At 47.4% G+C, this 24,963-nt stretch carries 26 protein-coding genes; 10 read left to right on the top strand and 16 right to left on the bottom strand.

The window, feature by feature from the left end; translation table 11 throughout:
- The first annotated feature begins 31 nt into the window (after positions 1–31).
- The 7 genes from P2W84_RS07760 to P2W84_RS07730 all read left to right on the top strand — a co-directional run bounded on the left by P2W84_RS07760 (position 32) and on the right by P2W84_RS07730 (position 7,391).
- Positions 32–532 (top strand): DinB family protein, encoded by a 501-nt coding sequence (locus P2W84_RS07760; protein WP_276089555.1) that lies wholly within the window; start codon positions 32–34, stop codon positions 530–532.
- A gap of 120 nt (positions 533–652) precedes the next feature.
- Positions 653–1,534 (top strand): cupin-like domain-containing protein, encoded by an 882-nt coding sequence (locus P2W84_RS07755; RefSeq protein ID WP_276089554.1) that lies wholly within the window; start codon positions 653–655, stop codon positions 1,532–1,534.
- Between the two features lie 91 nt (positions 1,535–1,625).
- Positions 1,626–2,507: a cupin-like domain-containing protein gene (locus P2W84_RS07750; protein WP_276089553.1), complete on the top strand. Its 882-nt coding sequence runs from the start codon at positions 1,626–1,628 to the stop codon at positions 2,505–2,507.
- Between the two features lie 69 nt (positions 2,508–2,576).
- Complete coding sequence (locus P2W84_RS07745; RefSeq protein ID WP_276089552.1) at positions 2,577–3,671, top strand: VWA domain-containing protein; 1,095 nt, start codon at positions 2,577–2,579, stop codon at positions 3,669–3,671.
- 3 nt (positions 3,672–3,674) lie between these two features.
- The gene (locus P2W84_RS07740) at positions 3,675–5,189 is read left to right on the top strand and encodes a sigma 54-interacting transcriptional regulator (protein WP_276089551.1); all 1,515 of its coding nucleotides are present in this window, start codon (positions 3,675–3,677) and stop codon (positions 5,187–5,189) included.
- Positions 5,190–5,191: 2 nt separating this feature from the next.
- Positions 5,192–6,466 carry a metallophosphoesterase gene (locus P2W84_RS07735; RefSeq protein ID WP_276089550.1) on the top strand — a complete coding sequence of 425 codons (1,275 nt, stop codon included), beginning with the start codon at positions 5,192–5,194 and terminating at the stop codon, positions 6,464–6,466.
- 19 nt (positions 6,467–6,485) lie between these two features.
- A complete protein-coding gene (locus P2W84_RS07730; protein WP_276089549.1) occupies positions 6,486–7,391 on the top strand; it encodes a hypothetical protein in 906 nt (301 codons plus the stop codon).
- Between the two features lie 4 nt (positions 7,392–7,395).
- On the opposite strand, the gene P2W84_RS07725 is transcribed toward P2W84_RS07730, so the two are convergent.
- The 3 genes from P2W84_RS07725 to P2W84_RS07715 are packed head-to-tail and all read right to left on the bottom strand — an operon-like array spanning position 7,396 to position 11,660.
- Complete coding sequence (locus P2W84_RS07725) at positions 7,396–8,088, bottom strand: response regulator transcription factor (RefSeq protein WP_276089548.1); 693 nt, start codon at positions 8,086–8,088, stop codon at positions 7,396–7,398.
- Positions 8,089–8,090: 2 nt separating this feature from the next.
- Positions 8,091–9,761, bottom strand: coding sequence for a HAMP domain-containing sensor histidine kinase (locus P2W84_RS07720; protein ID WP_276089547.1), 1,671 nt, complete (start codon positions 9,759–9,761; stop codon positions 8,091–8,093).
- A 9-nt stretch (positions 9,762–9,770) separates the two neighbouring features.
- Positions 9,771–11,660, bottom strand: coding sequence for a prolyl oligopeptidase family serine peptidase (locus P2W84_RS07715; protein WP_276089546.1), 1,890 nt, complete (start codon positions 11,658–11,660; stop codon positions 9,771–9,773).
- 88 nt (positions 11,661–11,748) lie between these two features.
- On the opposite strand from P2W84_RS07715, the gene P2W84_RS07710 reads away from it, so the two are divergent.
- Genes P2W84_RS07710 through rfbC form a run of 3 tightly spaced genes read left to right on the top strand, consistent with a single transcriptional unit; the run spans position 11,749 to position 14,435 of the window.
- A complete protein-coding gene (locus P2W84_RS07710) occupies positions 11,749–13,557 on the top strand; it encodes a tetratricopeptide repeat protein (RefSeq protein ID WP_276089545.1) in 1,809 nt (602 codons plus the stop codon).
- Positions 13,558–13,574: 17 nt separating this feature from the next.
- Complete coding sequence (locus P2W84_RS07705; protein ID WP_276089544.1) at positions 13,575–13,877, top strand: DUF4286 family protein; 303 nt, start codon at positions 13,575–13,577, stop codon at positions 13,875–13,877.
- Positions 13,878–13,880: 3 nt separating this feature from the next.
- Positions 13,881–14,435, top strand: a complete 555-nt coding sequence (rfbC, locus tag P2W84_RS07700) for a dTDP-4-dehydrorhamnose 3,5-epimerase (protein WP_276089543.1) — start codon at positions 13,881–13,883, stop codon at positions 14,433–14,435.
- Between the two features lie 78 nt (positions 14,436–14,513).
- Here the strand turns inward: rfbC and P2W84_RS07695 are convergent, their stop codons facing one another.
- The 13 genes from P2W84_RS07695 to P2W84_RS07635 all read right to left on the bottom strand — a co-directional run bounded on the left by P2W84_RS07695 (position 14,514) and on the right by P2W84_RS07635 (position 24,936).
- A complete protein-coding gene (locus P2W84_RS07695; RefSeq protein ID WP_276089542.1) occupies positions 14,514–15,356 on the bottom strand; it encodes an OmpA family protein in 843 nt (280 codons plus the stop codon).
- A 57-nt stretch (positions 15,357–15,413) separates the two neighbouring features.
- Positions 15,414–16,070 (bottom strand): DUF2461 domain-containing protein, encoded by a 657-nt coding sequence (locus tag P2W84_RS07690; RefSeq protein ID WP_276089541.1) that lies wholly within the window; start codon positions 16,068–16,070, stop codon positions 15,414–15,416.
- On the bottom strand, positions 16,067–16,465 hold the full coding sequence (locus P2W84_RS07685; RefSeq protein WP_276089540.1) for a DUF983 domain-containing protein: 399 nt from the start codon (positions 16,463–16,465) through the stop codon (positions 16,067–16,069). Before P2W84_RS07685 ends, P2W84_RS07690 begins: the two co-directional genes overlap by 4 nt.
- A complete protein-coding gene (locus P2W84_RS07680; RefSeq protein WP_276089539.1) occupies positions 16,449–16,703 on the bottom strand; it encodes a hypothetical protein in 255 nt (84 codons plus the stop codon). Before P2W84_RS07680 ends, P2W84_RS07685 begins: the two co-directional genes overlap by 17 nt.
- 47 nt (positions 16,704–16,750) lie before the next feature.
- Positions 16,751–17,323, bottom strand: a complete 573-nt coding sequence (locus P2W84_RS07675) for a DUF420 domain-containing protein (protein ID WP_276089538.1) — start codon at positions 17,321–17,323, stop codon at positions 16,751–16,753.
- A gap of 16 nt (positions 17,324–17,339) precedes the next feature.
- Positions 17,340–18,056 (bottom strand): SCO family protein, encoded by a 717-nt coding sequence (locus P2W84_RS07670; RefSeq protein ID WP_276089537.1) that lies wholly within the window; start codon positions 18,054–18,056, stop codon positions 17,340–17,342.
- Entirely contained in the window at positions 18,056–18,412 is a 357-nt protein-coding gene (locus tag P2W84_RS07665) for a cytochrome C oxidase subunit IV family protein (RefSeq protein WP_276089536.1), read from the bottom strand. The genes P2W84_RS07670 and P2W84_RS07665 overlap by 1 nt, the downstream gene beginning before the upstream one ends.
- Before the next feature lie 24 nt (positions 18,413–18,436).
- Complete coding sequence (locus P2W84_RS07660) at positions 18,437–19,144, bottom strand: cytochrome c oxidase subunit 3 (RefSeq protein WP_276089535.1); 708 nt, start codon at positions 19,142–19,144, stop codon at positions 18,437–18,439.
- 30 nt (positions 19,145–19,174) lie between these two features.
- Positions 19,175–19,765, bottom strand: coding sequence for a cytochrome c oxidase subunit 3 (locus P2W84_RS07655; RefSeq protein ID WP_276089534.1), 591 nt, complete (start codon positions 19,763–19,765; stop codon positions 19,175–19,177).
- Positions 19,766–20,647 (bottom strand): heme o synthase, encoded by an 882-nt coding sequence (gene cyoE, locus P2W84_RS07650; protein ID WP_276089533.1) that lies wholly within the window; start codon positions 20,645–20,647, stop codon positions 19,766–19,768.
- A gap of 3 nt (positions 20,648–20,650) precedes the next feature.
- A complete protein-coding gene (locus P2W84_RS07645; RefSeq protein ID WP_276089532.1) occupies positions 20,651–21,718 on the bottom strand; it encodes a COX15/CtaA family protein in 1,068 nt (355 codons plus the stop codon).
- A gap of 93 nt (positions 21,719–21,811) precedes the next feature.
- Positions 21,812–23,701 (bottom strand): cbb3-type cytochrome c oxidase subunit I, encoded by a 1,890-nt coding sequence (locus P2W84_RS07640; protein ID WP_276089531.1) that lies wholly within the window; start codon positions 23,699–23,701, stop codon positions 21,812–21,814.
- A gap of 20 nt (positions 23,702–23,721) precedes the next feature.
- The gene (locus tag P2W84_RS07635) at positions 23,722–24,936 is read right to left on the bottom strand and encodes a cytochrome c oxidase subunit II (RefSeq protein ID WP_276089530.1); all 1,215 of its coding nucleotides are present in this window, start codon (positions 24,934–24,936) and stop codon (positions 23,722–23,724) included.
- Between the last annotated feature and the right edge of the window lie 27 nt (positions 24,937–24,963).

The following is a 24,963-nucleotide window of genomic DNA, read 5'->3' as shown; positions in this document are numbered from 1 at the left end:
GAAATTAGCGCCCACCAAATACTAAAGAAAAATGTACCGGAGTATAGATGATTTCCTGAAAGACTGGAAAAACGAGGAAGCTTTTACGCTGAAGATTTTTGAGATGATCACCGAACAGGCGAAATCAAGTAAGGTATTTGGGACTGTACGCTCTCTTGAACGTCTGGCCTGGCACCTTACCCAGACCATTACCGAAATGGGCCACCGGGCGGGCTTACTTGCCGAAGATATGTTGGAACAGCAGTCCCTCCCCGATACGATGCAGGAAATCGCCGACCAGTATAAAACCAGCGCCGAATTGCTCTGCAAATCAGTAAAACTGAAATGGACAGACTCCGCCCTGGGCGATAAAGTGCCGATGTACGGTGAAGACTGGCCTAAAGGACAGGTACTGCGCGTGCTGATCGCACATCAATCGCACCACCGCGGGCAGATGACCGTGATCATGCGTATTCTCGGTCTCCCTGTACCCGGGATTTACGGTCCGTCCCGTGAAGAATGGATAGAGATGGGTCTCGAAGCACAGGATTAAACTGACTTTCACCTGCTTTTTGTCAGGATATTTTAAATTTTTATCCGTTGATAAACAGCGCAGTCGAATATTAAATAATTTAGCTCGGTTTTAACATTGCATTAACATAGCACGAGCAATATGAATTTCGACTTGTCTCCCATCGACGTTGTAAACGAGATTTCTAAAGAAGATTTTGAAAAAAACTACCTCAGGCCGCGCAAGCCACTGGTCATTAAAAATATGGCTAGAACATGGCCTGCTTATGGCAAGTGGGACCTCGATTACATGAAAACAGTGGTAGGTGACCAGACCGTACCCCTATATGACAGTGCTAAGGCAGACCCTTCCAAACCCATTAACGCTTCCGCAGCGGAAATGAAGTTTGCCGATTATATCGACCTGATTAAAGAAACCCCCACCGACCTGCGCATCTTTTTGTTCGATCCGATCAAACATGCGCCAAAACTGCTTGATGACTACCGGGCACCAAAAGACCTGATGGGCGGCTTCCTGGACAGTTATCCTAACATGTTCTTCGGAGGCAAAGGGTCGGTCACTTTCCTGCATTACGACATCGACCTCGCGCATATTTTTCATACTCATTTCAATGGCCGCAAACACGTGATCCTGTTTGACTATAAGTGGAAAGAAAGGCTCTACCAGATTCCATTCGCAACCTATGCACTTGAGGACTATGACGTCGAAAAACCTGATTTCGACAAATTCCCTGCACTGAAAGGTGTAAAAGGTACGGAAGCGTTCCTGGAACATGGCGACACACTTTTTATGCCTACCGGCTACTGGCATTGGATGAAATACCTGGACGGTTCTTTCTCCATCAGTTTGCGCGCCTGGGACCGGAGCTGGGCGGTAAAGGCAAAAAGCCTCTACAACCTGACCCTGCAACGCAAATTTGATGATTTCATGAAAGCCAATTTCCGGGAGAAATATATGAGCTGGAAAGAAGGACTAGCCGTGAAGCGTGCAAACCGCGCACTCGCCGGCCAGAAACCTTACTAATACACTCTTTTATTTTGGATTTTAGTTTACATTTGCGCTAATAAGGTCAGTAACTGCATTCAGCCGTTAACAGGTATCTTACTCAATTAATATGAGCTTTATTTTAGAGCCGGTGGATACTGTTGAAAATATCAGCCCCGCTGACTTCAAAAAAAACTATCTGGACGCGGGAAGACCCCTGGTCATTAAAGGTCTGACCAAAAACTGGCCTGCCCGTGAAAAATGGACTACAGACTATTTGAAAAGTCTGGCAGGTGAAGTGAACGTGAGCCTGATGGACAACTCCAAGGCCGACCCCAGTAAACCCATCAATGCTTCAGTAGCCAATATGCGCTTCGGCGATTACCTTGACCTGATCCGCTCTCAGCCTACCGAGTTACGCATCTTTTTCTTCAACCTGTTTAAGCATGCCCCCGGCCTGGTAGACGATATTGTAATTCCCAAAGATCTGATGGGTGGCTTCATAGAAAGTATGCCTGCTATGTTTTTCGGTGGCTCAAATTCAGTGACCTTCCTTCATTACGACATCGACCTCCCTCACCTTTTCCATACGCACTTCGGCGGCAGAAAGCATATTATCTTGTTTGACAACAAATGGAAGAAAAGGCTGTATTGCATCCCCAATGCCACTTATGCGCTGGAAGATTACGACGTAGCCAACCCGGATTTCGAAAAATTCCCGGCCCTGAAGGGCGTTGAAGGCTACGAAGTGATCCTGGAACATGGTGACACCCTCTTTATGCCTACCGGCATGTGGCACTGGATGAAATATCTGGATGGCTCTTTTTCACTGACGCTGCGTGCCTGGGATGCTTCATTTGTCAGGAAGGCACAAAGTGTATTTAACATTGCTGTAAAAGGAGGTCTGGACAGCGTCTTAAAGATGACCTTCAAGGCCCCCTATGCGAAATGGCGGGAACGTCTGGCCGTGAAACGTGCCAACCGCGCGCTATCCTCGAACAGCCCGCGCTGATTTTTACAAGCACTTAACATTTGTACAGCAGTAAACATTTACCTTCGGTATACCGTTGATCAAGGTATTATGAGAGGATTCAGCTTTTCCGACTTTACACCCAGTGATTTGCCCAGGGGTAGTTTCGATGACCTGCTCAAACTGTTTACCCAATTGCTCAATTATACGGCCGGCGACGCCTCGGAGGCACTGTCCTGGATGAATGAACTGGACAAAAAATACCAGCTGACCACAGACGAATATGGCATGGGCGATTTCATTGAAGACCTGAAAAACAAAGGATATATTAATGAAAATGGCGACGGGGACCTGAAGATCACCGCTAAAACCGAGCAAACGATCCGGCAATCGGCACTTGAAGAGATCTTCGGCAAGCTGAAGAAAGCGGGTAAAGGCAACCACAACAGCAATATTTCAGGAACAGGCGAAGAAAAGAACGCAGACAGGCGCGAGTTTGCCTTCGGCGACAGCCTGGATCAGATTGACATGACTGCTTCGATACAAAATGCACAGATCAATCATGGCCTCGGCAATTTCACCCTGACAGAGCGCGATCTGGAAGTAGAGGAAAAGGATTATAAAACCTTAACCTCCACTGTTCTGATGATCGACATCTCGCATTCGATGATTCTGTATGGTGAAGACCGCATCACCCCGGCCAAGAAAACAGCAATGGCGCTGGCTGAGCTGATCCGGACACGCTATCCCAAGGATACACTGGATATTGTGGTCTTTGGTAATGACGCCTGGCCGATTACGCTGAAAGACCTTCCTTATTTACAGGTGGGGCCATACCACACCAACACCTTTGCGGGACTCGAGCTCGCGGCCGACCTGCTCCGAAGGCGAAAAACCCATAATAAACAGATCTTTATGATCACCGATGGTAAGCCCACCTGTCTGAAAGAAAACGGACGCTATTACAAGAACAGTATGGGGCTCGACAGAAAGGTCGTGAACAAGACGCTGAATATGGCTGCGCAATGCAAGCGGCTGAAAATCCCCATCACCACCTTCATGATCGCCCGGGATCCCTATTTACAAAGTTTTGTGAGGCAGTTCACCCAGATCAACGGTGGCAGGGCCTTTTACAGTTCCCTGAATGGCCTGGGAGAATATATTTTTGAGGACTACATAAAAAACAGAAGGAAAACAGTAAGGTAGCAAATGGACAACAACATAAAAATACACGAGATAAAGACGCTTGGCGACCTGAAAGCCTCCGGATACCAGCCCCTTTCCGTAAAGGATGAACTGCGGAGGAATCTGATCAGACAGCTGAAAGACAAGAAAGAAGGCTTCGAAGGTATTCTGGGTTATGACGAAACAGTAATCCCTGAACTCCAGACCGCGATTCTTTCAAGGCACAATATCCTGTTGCTTGGGCTGAGAGGCCAGGCAAAGACACGCATCGCCAGGCTGATGGTCAACCTGCTGGATGAATACATTCCGTACATAAGCGGCAGCGAAATCTTTGACGATCCGTTAAACCCCATCAGTTGGGCAGCCAGACATGAAATCCATATCCACGGCGACAATACCCCTGTCAGCTGGCTGCACCGTTCAGAACGCTATACTGAAAAACTCGCAACACCTGATGTGACCGTTGCTGACCTGATCGGCGATGTAGACCCTATTAAAGCGGCCTCATTAAAGCTCACCTATAACGATGAACGCGTTATCCATTTCGGGCTGATCCCTCGCGCGCACCGCAGCATCTTCGTGATCAACGAACTGCCCGATCTGCAGGCCAGGATACAGGTGGCCCTTTTCAACATGTTGCAGGAAAAAGACATACAGATCAGAGGCTTTAAACTCAGGTTACCGCTTGATGTCCAGTTTGTATTTACGGCAAATCCTGAAGACTATACAAACAGAGGTTCCATTGTGACCCCGCTGAAGGACCGTATCGAGAGTCAGATCCTGACCCATTATCCCAGAACAGTGGCCGTTTCCCGCAAAATCACCTTTCAGGAAGCCAGACTGACCCCCGAGCAAAAATTGATTGAGGTGGACGGCCTGGTTAAAGACCTGGTGGAGCAGGTAGCCTTCGAAGCCCGCAAAAGTGAGTTCATCGACCAGAAATCGGGAGTTTCTGCCCGCCTCACAATTTCCGCATATGAAAACCTGGTAAGCACTGCAGAACGCAGGATGCTGGTCTGCGGAGAGGAAAGCACTTTCGTACGCATGTCAGACCTGGCGGGTATCATTCCTGCAATAACCGGTAAAATCGAGCTGGTCTATGAAGGCGAACTGGAAGGCCCGGCAAAAGTTGCCAATATTCTGATTGGAAAAGCCATAAAGAGCCTGTTTATACTTTTCTTCCCGGACCCGGAAAAGGCAAAGAAAAGCAAAATAGCCAATCCCTACACTAAAATTACGGACTGGTTTACCGAAGGCAACACGCTGGACATCTCCGACAGCCTGAACCTTCAACAATACAGGAAAGTACTGATGGGAGTAAACGGCCTCTATGACCTGGTAAAGAAATTCCATGCCAAACTAAGTGAGAACCAGACGCTGCTGCTCATGGAATTTGTTCTCCACGGACTGGCAGAACATTCCCAGCTGAGCAAAAATTACCTCAACAGCGGTTTCGGTTTCTCAGACATGTTTGAAAGTCTTTTCAGTCCGGGTACTGCAGACTACGAAGATGACGATAACGAGGATACAGGATACTGATCATGGGGCGGCTATTTCTGATCCTGGGCCTGTCGGCTTTTCTGCTTGTATTTGATTATTACTGCTTTCGTGCTATACTAGGCGTGTTTCCTGGTTGGAAACACCGTACAAAACGATGGTTCAGCACCATCTGGTGGAGCTATACATTCCTGCTGATACTAGGCGTCTTCGTCTCCATCTATATAACCCTGCCCATATTTTACCTCTCGTTGCGTTCCATAGTACTGGTAGCATTTTTCCTGACCGTAGTTTGCAAATTTGTTATGCTGCCTTTTCTCCTTGCCGACGACATCAGGAGGCTGGTGATCAGGTTGCGCAGGAATCCATCCTTTACAAAACCCACTACCGGGGAACCCTCCTCCGGACAGATGAGCGCAGGTGAGCCGATAAGCCGTTCTGCTTTCCTGATAAAGGCAGGGCTGATTACTGCCGCCGTACCGCTGGGCTCACTCACCTGGGGAATCACCTCGGGGGCCTATGATTATCACGTAAAAAGGCGCAAGCTCATATTGCCAAATCTGCCGAAAGCCTTCGAGGGCATTCGGCTGGGCCAGATTTCTGATATCCATTCCGGAAGCTTTTACAACCCACGTGCGGTAAAAGGCGGGGTGGAAATGCTAATGGCGGAAAAACCCGACTTCATCTTTTTCACCGGTGACCTGGTCAACAGCCTGGCTTCCGAAATGCGCGATTACCAGGATATCTTTACAAAGGTAAAAGCTCCGCTGGGTGTTTATTCCAGTCTGGGCAACCACGATTACGGCGATTACTATTTCGGGAAAGGGCCTTCTGCTGAAAAGGCAAAAAATCTGCAAAGTCTGATCAGGACCCACGAGCTGATGGGTTGGGACCTGCTGATGAACGACAACCGGAGACTAAAAGTGAACGGTGAGGAAATTGGCATCCTTGGCGTTGAAAACTGGGGCACAGGCCGCTTTCCGAAATATGGCAAAATGGACCTCGCGGTAAAAAACACCGCCGATTTACCGGTCAAACTATTGCTTTCGCACGACCCTTCACACTGGCGGGCGGAAATATTGGAAAAATATCCGCAGATCGACGCCATGTTCAGCGGCCATACCCATGGGATGCAGTTCGGCCTGCAAACAGAACATTACCAGTGGAGCCCCGTTCAGTACCTTTACAAAGAATGGGCAGGGTTCTACCGCGAGGGAACACAACAGTTATACGTCAATGTGGGGTACGGCTTTCTGGGTTATCCGGGCAGGGTTGGAATTCTGCCGGAAATCACGATATTTGAATTGAAGCGGGCCTGATTTCCCTGTTTCAAAGCAGATGATAAAGCGAATCTCCCTTTCTGTTCTTGACTTCCTGCTATTCAGTAATGTGTTCATCGCCTTGTGTGCAGTCGCCCAGGGAATGGTGACTTATCATCTGCTCAAAATGCCGGCAGACAAATATGTGCTGGCTTTCCTTTTTTTCTCTACACTTGCCCTTTATAACTTCGCCATGCTGCTGTCCAAACCAGCCGCTCCCGAAAAGTCACCGTACGTCAGGGTCAGATGGATCTTTTCCCACCACAGGATGATCATTTCCATGACCATGATCTCAGTGCTCTGTCTCATCCCTCTTGGCCTATGGTACCTGAGCATCGAGTCTAAAATGCTGATGCTCTTTACAGGTTTGCTGGCAGTAGGTTATAATATGCCCTTTCTGGTGCTCAACCAGCAGAAGATCGGCCTGCGCAATATCCCGGGTATAAAACTCTTCCTCATTGCGCTGATCTGGGCAGTAAGCTGCGTACTGCTGCCCATCGTAGAGCTGGAACGCAACCACCAGGTCAATATCTCTTCAGCAGAAACATTATTACTCGTATTCAAACGCTTCCTATTCGTTGCGGCCATTACGGTGCCCTTCGACATCAGAGACCTGTTCCAGGACAAGCTTTATGCGCTAAAGACGATTCCGGTCATGCTCGGAGAACGCAAGGCATACATCTTCTGCCAGTTTCTGCTACTCCTGTATCTGCTGCTGCTCATCCTTTTTGACCAAGCCGCGGTTCCAGACATCATCGGCCTGGGCCTTACCCTTTTGCTCACCGGCTGGCTCATCTTCAAATCAGAGATCAGGAAAGATGAATATTACTATTTTCTATACCTGGATGGTACTATGCTGCTTCAATATATCGCATTGCTTGTCGCTTCGGGTATCACACCCCTGCTTTGTATGCTGGGTGTATAATTTCTCAGGAACCAGGATTAAACCGGTAGCCTACGCCACGTACAGTCTGCAGCAGTTGTGGGTTATCCGGGTTAGACTCAATCTTTTTCCGCAACCTGACAATATGCATATCCAGCGTGCGCGTATTGACATCGGAATTATAGCCCCACACCACCAGCATCAGTTCATCTCTGTTAATGACCTTATGCGGGTTTCGCAGAAAGTACAGCAGTATCCTGTTCTCCAGTATCGTCAGCTCTATCTTTCTGCCGTTCTTAAATAAGGTATGTACATTAGGGTGGTGCTCCATATCCCCGAAACGATGGATCTCCGAACGGTCATTATTGAGCAGGAACTTCACTTTATTGTCAAGCATGGCTACCAGCACATCCATATTAAAAGGCTTGGTCACATAGTCGGATACGCCGAAATTATACGCATCGATCTTGTCTACATCCTGGGCCTTGGCCGTCATCATAATGATCAGGTTGTCGAAGCCCTGCGCCCGTACATGCGCACAAACCTCTGATCCCTGCTTTCCAGGCAACATCCAGTCCAGTAATACGATATCCGGCTTCTCTCCCAGGATCATACGCTCTCCGGCTTCCCCGTCGCCCGCTTCCAGCACCTCATAGCCCTCAGCATTCAGGCGGTGTACAACCAGAAAACGCAGGTTCTCATCATCTTCCACGATCAGTATTTTAATTCCCTTAGACATATTCAATCATTAAATGGTAATACGATTTTAAATTCGGTGCCCTTATCCACTTTACTTCTTACCGTGATCTCACCCTCCATAAAGTTAACGACTTCCTTACAGAAAGCCAAGCCAAGGCCCACGCTGCCGTTTTGGTTGTATTGGTTTTGTACACGGAAGAATTTCTTGAAGATATTCCCCAATTCCGATGCCGGGATACCGATACCCTGATCAGTAAAATGGAATACGACCTTACCCTTGATCAGCTTAGCAGCAACATGCAGTTTTTTACGATGGGCAGGAGAATATTTATAAGCGTTTTCGGCCAGGTTGTCAAAAAGGCTGCCCAGTAATACAGGATCGGTAACAAAGCTGCTGAAACCCTGGACTTCATAGGTAAAATCGAAATCAGGATGTTTCAGCCTGTGCGTATCGACCGTGCCCGACAGGAACTCATCTATATCCACACGGTCCCTGTTCAGCTCAATGGACTTGTTTTCGATCTGGGTAAAGGCGAGCAGTTTATTCATCAGGCCATTGAGCTTATCGGCTTCCTCATCCAGTATCTTCCCATAAGTACTCAGTTCCTTCTGTGAAAGGCTGCCTGCACTCCTGATATTATTCCCCGCAATCTTAATGACACTCACAGGCGTCTTAAACTCATGGGTCAGGTTGTTCATAAAATCATACTGTAGCTTGAACATCTTCTGATTGATGTTCAGGTTCCGGTAAATCAGAAAAGCCACCAGCACGACAATACCGTAAAACACCAGGATACCGGTAGCAACCGGCAGGAAATAACTGAGTATTTCCCGGTCAATGAAAGACCGCGAAGAAACAAAGTAAAGCTTATAGTCTGAAAAAGGGCCGGGCAAAGTAATTTCCGTTGTCAGGTAGGCTTCGGAAAGGGTCAGCGGATCATAGGTGACCGGTTCAATGCGGATGTTCTGATACAGCAGGGGCCTGGAATTAATGATGCGTATTTTGCCCGGGTCAAGCTGGAAAGTCATCATGTCCTGCTGGTACACCGGCATTGACTTCAGTTCGCGCCTGATCATCGTCTTATAAGTTTTCAGATCCTCGATACGGGGAATATTGAGATAGGTGATCTTGTTCGATCTAATATTACTGAAGTTGCTGAACAGTTCTTCCTGACTGGGTGTTTTACTGGTATCCAGGGTTTCAATATAACTCACCAGCTTAATGGCCAGCGCATTAAAATCATCACCGATGACGAAGTTTCGTGGCCGCTCCCGTGAGAAAAGCTTCACCGAGTCCAGTGGTACAAGCGGCCCGAACTGATAGATGCTTTTAGGACCAAATGAAAACCTGCCCGTGTTGAGTCCGTCAGCTACAGGTGTGTTCCGTACCTCCGAATCGTAAAAGATCACTTTAGAGACAAAGGGGTACTGCATCAGCAGTGTATCCGCAAAGCTCCCGGCGGTAGCAGAATCAAGATAACCGTTATAGTAAGAAACCTCGGGCAGCTTCTTCTGAAAGAAATCATTATAAGGCCTGATACTCTGTTCAAGTACATTTACCTTCTCCGAGACAAATTCATTTTCAATAAACTTTGTACTGAAGCGGTAAGCAAGGGCGAGCGAAAGCAGAAAGAGTACCGACATCAGGATAATGAAGGTAATGATCAGGGAAAAATTTTTCCTATAGCCCGTCTTCAGATCCTTTGCCGCCATAGCCGCTACTTATTTCTTATTCAGGTTTATTTCCAGGAAAGCTTCCAGTGCCGTATAGAATTTCCTGCGGTTCTCTTCGTTCTTGCCGAAAACAGGGTTACCCTCGTTCTCCAGGTAGGTCACGGCAACGCCCCTCTTCTGCAGGTTTTTGACAAACTGTATCGTTTCCCCTAAATTGACATTGGGATCTTTGACATCTTGGGCGACAAACAGCGGTGCATTGATCTTATCCGTCTGGAAAAGTGGCGAAGTCTGTTTCATCCGGTCCGCATCGGTCACCGGATCGCCAATGATCTCATAGAACATCTGCAGGTTGGGTTTCAGAAATGGCGGAATAGACTTCAGGTATGTAAATAAATTGATGACTCCTGAATTGACAGCGGCACAGGCATAGGTACCCTTACCGGATGATAAACCACTCAGCGCAATGAAGCCCCCGAAACCAGTACCATAGACCCCGATCCTTTTCGGATCAGCGATCTTCTGACCGATGAGCCACTGCACTCCGTCATTGATGTCGTGCTGTACCTTGCAGCCCCATTGCTTAAAACCCGCGGCACCAAAAGCCTTGCCATAACCTGTGGAACCACGATAATTGATCTGAAACACCGCATATCCCCTGTTGGCCAGGAATTGCACCTCAGGATTATAACCCCAGAGATCCCGCCCGAAAGGTCCATCATGCAACAGCACTACAACCGGCAGCTTTTCGGGCTTTCTGCCACGCGGCAAGGTTACATAGCCCTGTAACTGAAGACTGTCACGGGTTGCGAAAGTGACCGGCCTCATTTCACACATTTCCTCTTCACGTATAGCAGAGTTAAAATCACTTAGTTTACGCAGACGCCGGGCCTTCTCAAAATAAAGGTAATAAGATCCGGGATTACGGTCTGTAAAAGTCCTGACGATAAATACCGACTCTGCCCGGTCACGCTCAAATACACGACATTCCGTTTTAGGCAGCAGACTGTCCAGATTATGGTATAGGTGTTTTACCGAGTCGTCCAGGAAGTACTTTTCTTTTTTCCAGGTTTCATAAACAACAAATGAAATGCGCTTTTTCCGCTTAGAGTACTGAGCCTCAGTAACATTTAACTTAGGATTACTGAACAATACCTTTTGCTCCCTGCCCGTATTGCAGTCCACCTGTACCAGTGCAGATTTATCCCTGTTAATATTGGAGATCGCATAAACAGAGCCAGGCTGTCCCGGCACAAAGGCCACCGGCCGGAATGTCGTCTGAAAATTATTGGTGAAGACCGGCTTAAAGGACCGGCTTTCGTTTTCACGGTACAGCAGGGTCTGGTTCACCCCGTCGCTGCTGATTGCCAGCCTCAGCTTACCTTCAGCATCCGTGATCCAGTCGGTTATGTTTCCAGGGTTGCGCGCAGCCATTTCCATGTTGCCATTACGTACATTGAGCCGGTACACATCAAATACGGTCGAATCCCGTTTATTGGACGACACCAGCAGGTAACGGTCATCGATCAGCTGATCTTCAAGTATCTTGATCCTGCTCTTTTCGTTATTGGTCAGCTGCCGTTCATTACTGCCATCTTTGTTGATGATGAACATATCAGCCCGCCGCCTCTCCGCATCAAACTCTTTATAATACACCAGTTCGCTGTTGCTGACCCAAAGATAAAAGACAATGTTCCTCTCCTCAAGACTCGTGATCTTCCTTGGCTTTCCGGTAGCGATCTCCTCAATGTAGAGGTTTTGACTCTTTCCCTCCAGTTTCAGATAAGACAAATGCTCGCCATCAGGAGATAACCGGTAAGCAATCTTATCCTGTGATTTGAAGAAAGCATCCACTGGCAGCAGTCTGGCCTTGTCCTGCCGGCAGGAAGCCGCAAAAACAAGCAGGAGTAACAGAAAGCAGCGCAGGTAACCAGTCATATTTTATTTCTTCCTGCAAAGCTACACAACAGGGTCTAAGTGTGAACATTATCCACCAATATTGTTACTGAATGTGTACTTTAGGCTTATGAAGAAAAACATCCTCTTCCTCTTGCTGCTGTTCAGTTGTCTGTATTCCAGATCGCAACAAGGCATAGATGATGCACTTGGTTTTCAGTATTATCAACAGGGACAGTATGAACAGGCGGCAGAAATCTTCAGCAGACTCTTCAGCAACACCAAGAACGATACTTATTTCGATTTCTGGTACAATTCCCTGATTCGGCTGAAACGCCTGGACGAGGCCGAAAAAATAACCACCAAGCTGGCCAGGCAAAACCCAAAGAATTTTCATTACAGCCTCGCATTGGGCAGACTTTACCAGGAAAAAGGACAGGCAGAGCAGGCCACCAGGCAGTTTTTGAGTACCATTAATGAACTGCCTGCCGAGGAATTTAAAATCAGGGAACTCGCCAATCTCTTTTATGGCTTTCAGGCTTATGACCTGGCCATCACAACCTTTCTGCAAGGGCGGAAGCTGCTTAAAGATGAAAAACGCTTCACTTATGAACTCCTCAGCATATACCGTTTTAAAAAGGATAAGCAAATGCTCATCCAGGAATATATCACTGCCTTAGGCAGCGAGCCGGAATTGCTGCTGCAGGCAGAAACCGTATTGGCTTCGGTCTTTGAGGACAATGCCGACTACCAGTTACTGCAGGGTGCACTGCTCAAAAAAATTCAGAAAGAACCGCAAACCGAGACTTACAGCAAACTGCTCATCTGGGGGTACCTTCAGCAGCAGCAGTATGAAATGGCACTGCGGCAGCTCATCGCCCAGGACAAACGCATAAAAGACGATGGAGGCATTCTTTTTAATACAGCAGGCACCTTCCTTGCCAATAAGGCTTATGCCGTGGCTATCAAAGCCTATGAGTACCTCCTAAGCAAAGGTAAAGACAATGCCTGGTACCTGCCGGCCCGGGTAGAACTGGTAGAGGCAAGATATCAGATGGTCATCGGAGACCAGTATGACAAGGCCGCTATCGCAGCGCTTGCCGCAGAATATGAGACCATTCTGGCAGAATACGGCAAAACACCCAATACCGTCTACGCCATCAGAAAACTGGCCAGGCTGCAGGGCTATTATCTGGGTGAATTCGACAAGGCCGAAAGATCACTGGAAAGTGCCCTGGAGGTGCCCGGTGTATCAACCTCAGAATCAGGACAGATCAAGCTTGATCTGGGTGATATTTATATCCTGACACAGCAGCCCTGGGAAGCCTTTCTCATCTATGAACAAGTCGCTAAACAGTTTGAAGGCCAGCCTACAGGGAATGAGGCCCATTACCGCGCCGCAAAATTGTCCTTTTACCAGGGCAACTTTCAGTATGCCAAGTCACAGGCTGATATTTTGAAAGCCTCCACGTCGCAGCTTATCGCCAATGATGCCCTCAATCTCAGCCTTCTGATCTCTGATAACCTGCAAACCCCGGCAGATAGCAACGCCCTGAAGATGTATGCAGATGCCGAACTGCTCCTGTTCCGGCACCGCTACGCACAAACACTGGCCAAACTTGACAGCATTCCTGTCGCCTATCCGGGCAACAGCCTTGCAGACGACATTATGATGTCGAAATGTAAAGTATACCTGCAGATGAAGGACACTGACCATGCCATAAAAGTCCTAAAAGAACTGATCTCCGGGCAGCCTGGCAGCATCTGGATGGACGACGCGCTGTTTACCCTGGCCGGCCTTTACGAAAACGAGCTGAAAGACACGGCCCAGGCCCAGGTACTTTACCAGCAGATCATCACTGAGCATCCCGGCAGCATGTTTGCTGCAGAGGCCAGAAAACGCTTTCGAAAACTTAGAGGCGACAATATTGGCTCATAGTTCCTATCTTTATGCCCATGCTATTGTACAACGTTACCTCAATCCTGGAGGAAAGCATCGCCGAAGAGTGGTTGCAATGGATGCAGGAAGAACACATTCCCAAAGTTATGGAAACGGGCAAGTTCGTGTCCTACCGTTTACTCCGCGTGCTGGACTCGCCTAATGAAGGCGTTACCTACTGCGCTCAGTATGTTGCCGAAAACATCGGAGAATACCTGGAATACCGGGACAGCTATGCCCATGCGCTACAAGCCGAAGCCTTAGAAAAATTCCAGCAACGTGCACTGGCATTCAGAACCTTAATGGAGTATATCGCCTGACCCATGACCATTACCGAAACCCCGATCAAAGACCTCCTGGTCATCGAGCCCAAAGTCTGGAAAGACAGCCGCGGCTACTTTTACGAAAGCTTCAGTGCGCGCCAACTGGCCGCTGCAGGCATAAGTACCACTTTTGTGCAGGATAATCAGTCTTTTTCCCAGAAAGGAGCCCTGCGCGGCCTGCATGCCCAGGTCCAACCCTTCGAACAAGGCAAGCTCGTAAGGGTCATTAGCGGCAGCGTACTCGATGTTGCCGTTGACATCCGCAAAGCCTCAGCTACCTACGGACAATATTACAGCCTTGTGCTGAGTGGAGAAAACCACAAGCAATTATGGATACCTCCAGGTTTTTTGCATGGTTTCCTGACCCTTGAAGACCAGACCATCTTTACCTATAAAGTTACTAACTATTACGATAAGGCATCCGAAACCGGGGTTATCTGGAACGATCCCGACCTGGGTATCGACTGGAACAGCGACCTCTCACCTGAAGAGCTGTTGCTTTCAGAAAAAGACCTGGTCCTGCCCGCCTTTAAAGATTTCAGCAGTCCGTTTTAGTCAAGCCGTCATTTCGGGGAAATAAGAGGGGCATTCTCCTATTCTAAAAAAACAAAAGACTTTCTATGCAGGCATACGCTATTGTTTGATCAGATCGTACAGCTCATCCAACTTAGGTGAAAGCACGATCTCAATACGCCTGTTCCTGCTTCTGCCATCAGCAGAGCTATTGGAATCCAGCGGCTGAAACTCGCCCTTGCCGGTAGCGGTCATACGTACACTTTCTACTTTACTCACGTCAGTCAGAAAGCGCACGACAGAAGTTGCCCTGAGTACGCTCAGATCCCAGTTGTCTTTGATCTGCCCCAGATTGGTAATCTTCTGAGAATCTGTATGACCTTCGACCGCAATATTGATCTCAGGCTGCTGTTTCAGTACATCTGCCAGCTGGCTCAGGGCCTGCTTTCCTTTTTCATCAATAATGATACTTCCGGAGGGGAACAGTAACTTATCTGTAAGAGAAACATACACCTTTCCATTGCGGATATCCACACTCAACCCGCTCTTGGTAAAGCCCAGCAGAGCCTGCTGCAATTTTTCCTTGAGCTGATTGGTCGCCTCATCGCGCTTACGTAAAATCTCCTCCACCTCTTTCAACCGTTGTTCACGTTTTTTCAGGTCACTGCTCAATTTGTCGATTTCTGAAGAGCTGTTTGTCTTCAGTTTACTGTAATCATTCCCCATTTTGGCATATTGATCTTTCAGATCCGCCAGGGCACTGCTTAAGCCGGTTGTATCTCTTCTCAGCCTCGCAATCAATTGTTCCAGGCTCGCATTCTTTTCCTGCGAGGCCGTCCAGCCCCTGTCCAGGGAATCCTGTTTGGACAATAATGATTTATACTTTTTTGTAGAAAGGACAACACAGGAACTGAATGCACTTGCAAACAGTACTGCAAACAAAAATAAAATGATCTTCTTCATCCGTGTATATAGGTCATTGTGTGTAATCGTAATCAGCCTGAGCCTTCAGGCAGCCCTTCATTGCGCTACAGCATTCCTCAAAAATAAGACAAAGGGATAAACCGCACTAAAGGCAGTTTTCAACTTTTTCACGATATCCTTTTTCAGCAACTCCTCATCCCTTAAGGGACAAATGGCAATGTAACTTTTCAGCTTAAGCAGTTCAATGGCGGGATGGTCATGCTCATAGCCCTTCGGCGCCTTCTTCAGTTTATCTTCTTCACTAAGTTTGAACAGGCTTCCAAATTCCCTGGCACCAACAATGGCTTCAAATTCCGAAGTATTATAATCGATCTCCTCGCGGATCTTCTTAAGGATATCTGCCTCAGGCATCCAGAAACCTGCGGCAAGAAAACTCTTTCCCGGTTGCACATGCAGGTAATATTCCGGTTCGGACACTCCTTTCATACGGAACGAAGTCCCGAAATTAGTCTTGTAGGGATCTTTATTCTTGCTGAACCTGATGTCCCTGTAAATCCTCATAAGACAGCGTTTGGCAGAAATATCGGCAGGGAAGGCAGGATCTATCGCTGAAAGCTCCGGGATGAGCTGATCAATGAAGGCCAGCATATCCTCCCTTGCAGCTTCGTAGCGCTCCTTATGCTCAGCAAACCATTCACGATTATTGTTGACGGCTACGTCATTAAGAAAAGTTAAGGTATCTTTCTGGATCATGGCTTATCATATTCAGGATCATATTTGATCTTTGGCGAGAGCCAATGTAGCAAAATCACCCGTGAATAACGATAATTAATAGGGGCCAAAAGTAAACAGCCGGTAAAAATCACCAGCAGGTAAAGCCACAGCGATTCAAATTCAAGGTTACCTCCTGAAAACACATAAGTAGCGATTCCTACCGTAAGCATTTCCGCCACGTTCATTGCATAACTCACATACATCGCTGCATAAAAATATCCGGGTTCAATCTCAAACCGCTGGCCGCAATGATCACAGTTTTCCTTTGTACGCTGTACATCAAAGCCATAGAGTGTACCTGTAAAAATATCACCGCGGCGGCAATGCGGGCACTTTGCCTGGACAATGGCCCTGAACTTAGCTGTTTTCGGCATACCGGACAGTCTTTTTTCGGTATTTAAGGTACCAGAGGACACCTACTCCTGTAATCATCAGGTAAGGTATGGCCAGCAGGTAAAGAATACCTGAGTTCAGGCCTTTTCCCTGGGTGTTGCCATTTTTAACACTTTGCTCTGCATTAACCGTACACATGGAACATTGCGCACTGACCGGACTGATCTGCGAACCCGCCAGCAGCAACACCAACATCACGATATATACTATCCTCTTCATTTCACAAATATAGGGAAAATCAATGCAAAAGCCTTTCGTCCAATGCCTTAAAAATTATAATAGGGCGATATCATTACATACACCACTACACCTGTTACCGCTACATACAGCCACACGGGGTATGCCCAGCGAACGATCTTCCGGTGCCGCTCAACCTGCATGCTGAATCCCCTCAGAAAACTGATCAGGATCAGCGGCAGCACAACTACCGCAAGGATAATGTGAGTGGCCAGGATAAAGAAATAGATATAGCGCAAACCGCCCACTGCCGCCAATTCAGCTGCAGACAGCACCCCGTTATGGTCTATATCACCAAATTTGGTGTCCTTTTCATAAAGATGGAAAACAATATAAAATACAAGGAACAACGCAGAAAGCACAAATGTAATCACATTGGTCACCTTATGTGCCTGAATCTGCCTTCTTTTGATAAAGAACAGCGACACCAGCAACAGGATTGAGCAAGTCGCATTGATCCCGCCGATAATATGTGGCAGCAGGTAAATAAACCCCGGTTTATACTGAGGTGGGGGTACAAGTTTTAAGGCGATTACCACCAGCAGTACCACTGCTGTTAAGATCCAGATTAACCGGATAAAGAACCTGTCGTTAAATTTCATTTTTCTTATTTATTTACTATCTGCCGTCTTCGGTATTACGCAGTATCTCTGCAATCAGTACCTTGATTTCATCGTCCAGCTTGGAAAGTGCCTCCTGATTAGTTGCTTCATAATAGCCCCGGATGTGGTGCTGAGGATCAACCAGCACAAATAAATTACTATAGGTATAACTTACGGGTGTTCCCTGGCCAATACCTGGTATACGGTGCGCATCCACCTGCAATTGCTTATTAATAAAGTCGAAGATCTGCGTGCTGTCGCCTGTAACCAGATCCCATTTACCGGCCTTTGCATGGAGGTGATCTGCATATTTAGCCAATACAGCAGGTGTATCCGCTTCCGGGTCCATGCTCAGGCTTACAAAATGTACCCGTTCGTTAGTCGCATAAGTAACATCGAACGCACGCATCGCCTTCATCGCAAATTCCACACCCTTTGTCTTCGCCTTCGAGTAAAACAAGCCAAATACGACCACTTTCCCCTTATAGGCATCCCAGTTTACCGAATCCCCATGCTGGTTGATACCGGAAAGGTCCTTCACCTCATGGTAAATGGTATCGCGGACCTTTTTTCCCATTACCGAATGAAAAGTTTGCGCGATGACCTTTGGCCCGAAATAGGGCAGCGGCTTGTAACGGTTCTTGCCCTTTTCCTGGAGCAGATAATATAAAAATCCTGGTACCGCTAAAATGGTGACCAGGATCAGTATTTTTTTAAAAGAAACAGGCTTCATTAAATAACAGGCATGTGCAGGTGCAGGTATCCGCCTTCAATCATCATCAGCACAATGAAATAGATAATGAATATGAAACCTAAGGTCACTGCAAGCTGAAAGCCTGTTTTTTCAAATTTAAGGTGCATGAAATAAGCCACGATGTAGTAGGCCTTGAATAAAGTCAGCACGATATAGAAATAATTACCTACTTTCTGGGTAAGATACCCGTGAGGGATTACCCAAAGCGCAATGATAAATTCAATAACGGTGATCAGCAACAGGATGCCGAAAACCTGCCAGATCTTTCCTTTTGAAAGTCCTGCATGGTCATCGTGACCGTGAGCTTCTTCAGTATGTACGTGATGTTCAGACATGGTAATATTTTTAAAGAATTATAATTAAACCAGGTAAAAGAAGGTAAATACAAATACCCATACCAGATCAACAAAGTGCCAGTACAGACCTACCTTTTCAACCATCAGATAATGTCCCCTTCTCTCGAAGGTTCCGTTAATGGTCATGCAAAGGATAATGATATTGATCACCACACCACTGAACACGTGGAAACCGTGGAAACCAGTAATGGTGAAGAACAGGTTCGCAAACTGCTGCGCGGCTACCAGAGATACCGGCCCGTTAAAGAACTCCTTCAGATGCTCCGCAGAAGGGATCTCTCCCCACCAGAAACCGTCATGGTGCAGGTGAGTCCACTCAATCGCCTGACAGCCCAGGAACATCAGACCTCCGATGATCGTAGCTACCATCCAGCCGATCACTTCCTTTTTAGAGCGCCTGTGCCCGGCCTCCACTGCAAGTACCATCGTTACCGAACTCATGATCAGGATAAAGGTCATAATACCTACGAATACCAGGGGGGCTCCGTGGTCCATAACACCAGGAATGGATTGAAATACCTTATCAGGTGCCGGCCAGGTAAACTTACTGAAGCGCTGCGCTCCGTAGTAAATCAGTAACGAAGAAAAAGTAAATGCATCAGAAACCAGGAAAAACCACATCATGATCTTACCATATTCTACTGACCATGGTGAGCGGCCTCCCGCCCATGGGGTAGTTTTTACCTGATCTAATTGTGTTAGTGAACTCATCTTGTAAATAGTAATGGTTTGTTAAAAAATCTAACTGTTCAAAAGTAAAAAAACATAGAGATATATCCATAATATATCTATAAAATGCCAGAATATACCGGCGATATCCATACGGAACTTCCTCCGCTCAAAAGAAATGTTCAGATAGCTGCCCACCAGCGCACTAAGCACCAGGCAGAGACCCGCTACAATGTGCAGCAGGTGAACCCCCGATACCACATAGATCATCGAGATCGCTGCGTTGTTATTGGAAAAGAACGCTCCCGTCCTCACCATACTGCCCCATGCCGAAACCTGCAGATAACCGAACACTAAGCCAAGTGCAAGTGTCACAAACAGGAAAATCCGCTGACGACTGATATCGCCGCCCTTCAGTGCCCTGGAAGCCAGGAACAAAAACAGGCTGCTCAACAGCAGCACCGCGGTGCTGTACATGAAAAGATCAGGCAGCACCAGGCCATGTCCCTTACCTTTGGCCGCTGAAAATACAATATAATAACTCGTCCATCCTCCGAACATGATCAGCGACGAGACCACAAATAACCAGACAACAAACTTTTTCGGTTTAAGGTCAGGCTGAGCATTATCCTTCAGATTTTTTTTATCCAATGTATATACCATTTATTTAGTTATAAAATCAAACAATAAAACCAACTGCACCACCGGCAAATAAAAAAAGGAGCAGAACATTACTTTCCTTGCATCACCCAGTTCCATATCGCGCCACATCCTGAAGGCCAGCCAGGCAAAGATAAGCCCCGCCACAAGAGAAACCCCGGCAATGAAATAACCACCGAACCCGTAAAATGTCGGCAACAGGCTCACAGGTATCAGTATCAGTGTACTGAGCAGCGTAATGAAAGCGCTTACCTTGTCCCTGTGCGTAGTCGGCAGCAGACGGAACCCTGCCTTTTTGTAATCATCGTCCAATACCCAGGCAATGGACCAGAAATGCGGAAACTGCCAGACAAACTGGACCAGAAATAAGATCACGGCAATCTTATCGATCTTTCCATGGGCGGCGACATAACCGATCAGCGGGGGTAGTGCCCCGGGTATCGCTCCAACAAATACCGCAACCGGCGACTTACGTTTCAATGGCGTATAAGCAAAAGCATACAGAAATATGGAGAAAACGGACAACAATCCAGTCTCAATGTTCAGACGGCCAAGCAGCCAGGTACCCAGCATACCCATGACTAGACCAGAGACCAGCCCCTGTCCTGTAGTCATATGCCCGGCAGGCATCGGCCTGTCCTTTGTTCTGCTCATCAGTTTGTCCAGGTCCACTTCGATGACCTCGTTAAAGCAATTAGCCGCCGAAGTCACCAGGAAGCCACCCGCGATCAGTATCAGCCAGTTCATCCAGTCTATACCCGGCGCTTCGCCTCCTCCCACAGCAACCTTGGAACCGATCAGGAATGTGATCGATGCCGAAAATACCACCAGGAAAGTCAGGCGGAACTTAATGAGCTTGGAGAAATCTTTAAAAAACTGTTTCAAATCCTAACTGATATTTTGTTGGTATGTACGGGTCCTGTAGACCAGCAGATACAAATAATATTGCAAAGTAAACAATACCGTACTGAAAAGGATGTGTATTCCCTGTGCATAAGGAGGCAGCGCCAGCTTAGCGAGCACCACACCACTTACAATCTGTATAATCAACGTTATGGCAATGCCGTTTGCAACATTCAGTTCGACTGCTTTTCCGCTGAACCGGTCCTTCACCATCTTGTAAATGATGATATTCACAATAAGTACGGCAATGGCCAGATCACGGTGATAGTGGAACACCGCTCCCACTTCTTTCAGCCAGCTTTCACGACCGGAATACGCCATATTCCTGGATACCTCGTCTACACCTTCCCTGACTTCGGTACCCAGCACGATCTGCACGATACTGATGACGATCGCTACCAGCAACAGGGATTTCGGCCAACCCACCCTTGCCATCACTACGGTAGGCTCACGGTGAAGACGCTGTGCGTAATTGTAAGTATAGACCTGTATAGCCAGGATAACCAGCGCCAGCAGCATATGTACAGTCACTATCCAGGCCAGAAGGTTGGTCGAAACCACGATGGAACCCAACCAGGCCTGATAACCGACCACAAAGATATTCACTATGCTCAGCACCGTGATGCGCGTAGCCAGCCGCCTGTAGGTAAGCGACATTATCGCCAGGGTCAGCATTAAGAGACCGGTTAAAGCCCCTACCAGCCGGTTCACATATTCCGTCCAGGTCTTTGCCGCATTAAAAACCTCGGGTTCACGGATAGACTGGTCCCGGCGAATCTCCTCTGCAAGATGCGACCTGCCCATTCTGTCAAGCGTCTTCGCAAAACGTTCGTTCTTAGCGACCCGTTGCTCCACAAATTTCTCCTGGTAATCACGGGGAAGCTGGTTCACGGAAGTAGGTGGTATATATTGCCCGAAACATTTCGGCCAGTCCGGACAGCCCATTCCGGATCCGGTACTCCGCACCACACCCCCGGCGAGCACTACCAATAGCGTTACCACTATCGTGATCAGGTTCAACCTGATGAATCTCCTTTCAGCCCTGGAAAGCATGTATATCCGTCCTTTATTATCTTTATAAAAACGGGGTATCTGTTGTAAGTATTGACCTACTGCAGATACCCCATAATAAGTTAACTAATAAGTTTAGTCTAATCTTGATTTAGCTGCAGCAGCTTCGTGCTCCTCCCATTCCCGCTGAATACGTTCTGCATCCGCATTTCCTTCAAAATCATGCGGCATGTTTGAACTCATGGTCTGAGAGAAAGGAACAGTCTGAGGAATAAAGTCCTCTTCAGCACCTGGCTTGCTGTAATCATACGGCCAACGGTAAACTGTAGGAATTTCTCCGGGCCAGTTGCCGTGCAGGCGCTCCACCGGTGTTGTCCACTCCAGCGTATTTGCCTCCCATGGGTTTTGCGGCGCACGCTTTCCGACAAAGATCGAAGAGAAGAAGTTCCATAGAAACGCTACCTGTGCCAACGCGCCCAGAATTGCAGACCAGGTAACAAATACGTTAACCGTCAGCCATTTGTGCATAAACTCAAATTCAGTGAACGCATAATAACGGCGCGGTACACCATCCAGTCCGAGGAAGTGCAGCGGGAAGAACACCAGGTAAGCAGCGATAAAGGTCAGCCAGAAATGCAAGTAACCCAGTTTGGGGTTCATCATCCGGCCGAACATCTTCGGAAACCAGTGGTAAACACCTGCAAGCATACCAAATATTGCAGCCGAACCCATTACCAGGTGGAAGTGGGCAACCACAAAATAAGTATCGTGAAGATTGATGTCCAAAGATGCGTTACCCAGGAATATACCGGTCAAACCACCTGAAATAAAGAAGGAAACCATACCAATTGCAAACAGCATACCCGGTGTAAACCTGATATTACCGCGCCACAGGGTAGCAAGCCAGTTAAATGTCTTTACGGCTGAAGGAACAGCGATGATCAGCGTTGTGATCATGAACACGCCACCCAGCAACGGGTTCATACCTGTTACAAACATGTGGTGTCCCCAAACGATGAACGAAAGTATCGTTATGCCGATCAGCGAATACACCATCGCATGATAACCAAATATGGGCTTCCTTGAGTTTACAGACATAATCTCTGAAGACAGACCCATTGCAGGCATAATTACAATATATACTTCCGGGTGTCCCAGGAACCAGAACAAGTGTTGCCAAAGGATCGGTGAACCGCCTTCATTCGGAAGCACCTGAGTACCCATTACGATATCAGAAAGATAAAAGCTGGTGCCAAAGCTACGGTCAAATACAAGCAACACCACGCCCGCTACCAGTACAGGGAACGAAAGGATACCGAGAATAGCAGTCAGCAGGAAAGCCCAGATGGTCAGAGGCATTTTCCAAAGGTCCATACCTTTTGTACGCATGTTCAGCACAGTACTTACATAGTTAATACCACCCATCAGTGAAGAGGCGACAAAAAGCACCATACTGATCAGCCAAAGTGTCATACCCAGACCGGAGCCACTGATCGCAGTAGGCAATGCGGATAACGGCGGATAAACCGTCCAGCCCGCACTCGCAGGACCTGTCTGGATAAAGAACGAACTCATCATGATCACACAGGCCAGGAAGAAGAACCAGTAAGACAGCATGTTCAGGAAAGGCGAAGCCATATCCCTTACACCCAGCTGCAATGGGATGAGCAGGTTACTGAAGGTACCGCTCAGGCCCGCAGTCAGTACGAAGAATACCATAATCGTACCGTGGATGGTTACCAGGGCCAGGAAGAAGTCCGGCTTAATCCTGCCGCCCTCAGCCCATTTCCCGAGGAAAGTCTCCAGCAAAGGGAAGTTCTTGTCCGGCCAGGCCAGCTGGATACGGAACAATATAGACAAGCCCATTGCGATTACAGCCATGATAATACCAGTTATCAGGAACTGCTTCGCGATCATTTTATGATCCTGGCTAAAGACGTATTTTGTAAAAAACGTCTCTTTGTGATGTCCATGATCATCATGGCCATCGTGGTTGTGGGTATCGTGTAATGATATAGTTGACATAATGCGCTATTCCGGTATTATTATTTTTTTAAAGCTATTTGATTGGCAGCAGTTGCTGCAGTGTCAGCGGTGGCAGGAACTGCTTCCGGTGCCGATGTTACCGGCAGGTGGAACTGCTTCCTCAAATCATCAGTTAAATAAGTGCCTTGCTCAGCAATCCAGCTGTCATACTCCTCTTGTGAAACTACTTTCACCTCTCTTTGCATGTTATAGTGACCCTGGCCGCAGATTTTTGAGCAAAGGAACAGATATTTGAATGCCGGATCATTTGTCTTTTTCTTCATTTCCTCCGTGGTAATTGTCGGAGTGAACTCGAAATAAGAAGTCATGCCCGGAACAGTGTTCAGCTGTACGCGGAAATGCGGCATATAAAAACTGTGGATCACGTCTTTACTGTTCAGGATCAGACGAACCGGTTTGTTTACGGGGATTACCATCAGATCGGCAACCTGGTCATCCAGCGACTTCTTATCATTAAAGTCGATACCAAGTGCGTTGGCTGCGCTGATCAGTTTGTAGTTCTTCACACCGACCACGCCATCAGCTCCCGGATAACGGATAGCCCAGGCAAACTGCGATGAAGTAACCTCGATATTGATCGGCTTGTTATTAGGGTCTTCAACCTTGTAGAATATAGATCTCCAGGTCAGGAAGCCCATTAATACCAGAACAGTAAGCACCAGTGCAGGAATAATGGTCCACAAACGTTCCAGCGTATTGTTGTGCGGGTAAAAATAAGCCCTGCGCTTACCGCTGTACTTGTAGATATAAGCAAAAGCAAATAAAAATATATGTGTCAGTACAAATACGATCGTCGTAATGATCAGCGTAAGGTTGAACATTTTGTCAATCTTCTTTCCGTGTTCCGAAGCAGCTTCAGGAAGGATCATGCTTCCGTGTACGGTATATTCCCAGTATGCACCATAAAGTCCGACGATCAGAAAAATGGCGAACAGCGTACCGTTTACGGCATTCCAGTTGATTCCCTTCGGCTTGTCCTGTACCTCTCTGGTCAGTTCATATACCCGCAGCGCCTTTCCGACAATGGCGACAAAGAGGCAAAGTACCAGGAAAGCCAGTACATAAAAGACAGCTGATTTGTAGACAGGTCCCATATCGACAGGCTTGGCAGCAGCTTCAGCAGCCTGCGCAAATACACTGGTATTTCCGAACGCAGCCACGATTACTGCCAGCGCCGCTATTGATTTATTACTAATTGATTTTCTTAGACTCATTTCCTTAAAAGTAATTATTTATATCCA

Origin of the sequence: Pedobacter sp. JY14-1 (assembly GCF_029269825.1) — a bacterium.
In the GTDB taxonomy this organism is placed as follows: domain Bacteria; phylum Bacteroidota; class Bacteroidia; order Sphingobacteriales; family Sphingobacteriaceae; genus Pedobacter.
This window is presented reverse-complemented; position numbering and strand designations above follow the sequence as displayed.

What these genes read in the sequence shown, in the direction of transcription:
- P2W84_RS07760 (WP_276089555.1), top strand. Translation starts at nt 32, where the DNA reads ATGTACCGGAGTATAGATGATTTCCTGAAAGACTGGAAAAACGAGGAA.
- P2W84_RS07755 (WP_276089554.1), top strand. Translation starts at nt 653, where the DNA reads ATGAATTTCGACTTGTCTCCCATCGACGTTGTAAACGAGATTTCTAAA.
- P2W84_RS07750 (WP_276089553.1), top strand. Translation starts at nt 1,626, where the DNA reads ATGAGCTTTATTTTAGAGCCGGTGGATACTGTTGAAAATATCAGCCCC.
- P2W84_RS07745 (WP_276089552.1), top strand. Translation starts at nt 2,577, where the DNA reads ATGAGAGGATTCAGCTTTTCCGACTTTACACCCAGTGATTTGCCCAGG.
- P2W84_RS07740 (WP_276089551.1), top strand. Translation starts at nt 3,675, where the DNA reads ATGGACAACAACATAAAAATACACGAGATAAAGACGCTTGGCGACCTG.
- P2W84_RS07735 (WP_276089550.1), top strand. Translation starts at nt 5,192, where the DNA reads ATGGGGCGGCTATTTCTGATCCTGGGCCTGTCGGCTTTTCTGCTTGTA.
- P2W84_RS07730 (WP_276089549.1), top strand. Translation starts at nt 6,486, where the DNA reads ATGATAAAGCGAATCTCCCTTTCTGTTCTTGACTTCCTGCTATTCAGT.
- P2W84_RS07725 (WP_276089548.1), bottom strand. Translation starts at nt 8,088, where the DNA reads ATGTCTAAGGGAATTAAAATACTGATCGTGGAAGATGATGAGAACCTG.
- P2W84_RS07720 (WP_276089547.1), bottom strand. Translation starts at nt 9,761, where the DNA reads ATGGCGGCAAAGGATCTGAAGACGGGCTATAGGAAAAATTTTTCCCTG.
- P2W84_RS07715 (WP_276089546.1), bottom strand. Translation starts at nt 11,660, where the DNA reads ATGACTGGTTACCTGCGCTGCTTTCTGTTACTCCTGCTTGTTTTTGCG.
- P2W84_RS07710 (WP_276089545.1), top strand. Translation starts at nt 11,749, where the DNA reads ATGAAGAAAAACATCCTCTTCCTCTTGCTGCTGTTCAGTTGTCTGTAT.
- P2W84_RS07705 (WP_276089544.1), top strand. Translation starts at nt 13,575, where the DNA reads ATGCTATTGTACAACGTTACCTCAATCCTGGAGGAAAGCATCGCCGAA.
- rfbC (WP_276089543.1), top strand. Translation starts at nt 13,881, where the DNA reads ATGACCATTACCGAAACCCCGATCAAAGACCTCCTGGTCATCGAGCCC.
- P2W84_RS07695 (WP_276089542.1), bottom strand. Translation starts at nt 15,356, where the DNA reads ATGAAGAAGATCATTTTATTTTTGTTTGCAGTACTGTTTGCAAGTGCA.
- P2W84_RS07690 (WP_276089541.1), bottom strand. Translation starts at nt 16,070, where the DNA reads ATGATCCAGAAAGATACCTTAACTTTTCTTAATGACGTAGCCGTCAAC.
- P2W84_RS07685 (WP_276089540.1), bottom strand. Translation starts at nt 16,465, where the DNA reads ATGCCGAAAACAGCTAAGTTCAGGGCCATTGTCCAGGCAAAGTGCCCG.
- P2W84_RS07680 (WP_276089539.1), bottom strand. Translation starts at nt 16,703, where the DNA reads ATGAAGAGGATAGTATATATCGTGATGTTGGTGTTGCTGCTGGCGGGT.
- P2W84_RS07675 (WP_276089538.1), bottom strand. Translation starts at nt 17,323, where the DNA reads ATGAAATTTAACGACAGGTTCTTTATCCGGTTAATCTGGATCTTAACA.
- P2W84_RS07670 (WP_276089537.1), bottom strand. Translation starts at nt 18,056, where the DNA reads ATGAAGCCTGTTTCTTTTAAAAAAATACTGATCCTGGTCACCATTTTA.
- P2W84_RS07665 (WP_276089536.1), bottom strand. Translation starts at nt 18,412, where the DNA reads ATGTCTGAACATCACGTACATACTGAAGAAGCTCACGGTCACGATGAC.
- P2W84_RS07660 (WP_276089535.1), bottom strand. Translation starts at nt 19,144, where the DNA reads ATGAGTTCACTAACACAATTAGATCAGGTAAAAACTACCCCATGGGCG.
- P2W84_RS07655 (WP_276089534.1), bottom strand. Translation starts at nt 19,765, where the DNA reads ATGGTATATACATTGGATAAAAAAAATCTGAAGGATAATGCTCAGCCT.
- P2W84_RS07645 (WP_276089532.1), bottom strand. Translation starts at nt 21,718, where the DNA reads ATGCTTTCCAGGGCTGAAAGGAGATTCATCAGGTTGAACCTGATCACG.
- P2W84_RS07640 (WP_276089531.1), bottom strand. Translation starts at nt 23,701, where the DNA reads ATGTCAACTATATCATTACACGATACCCACAACCACGATGGCCATGAT.
- P2W84_RS07635 (WP_276089530.1), bottom strand. Translation starts at nt 24,936, where the DNA reads ATGAGTCTAAGAAAATCAATTAGTAATAAATCAATAGCGGCGCTGGCA.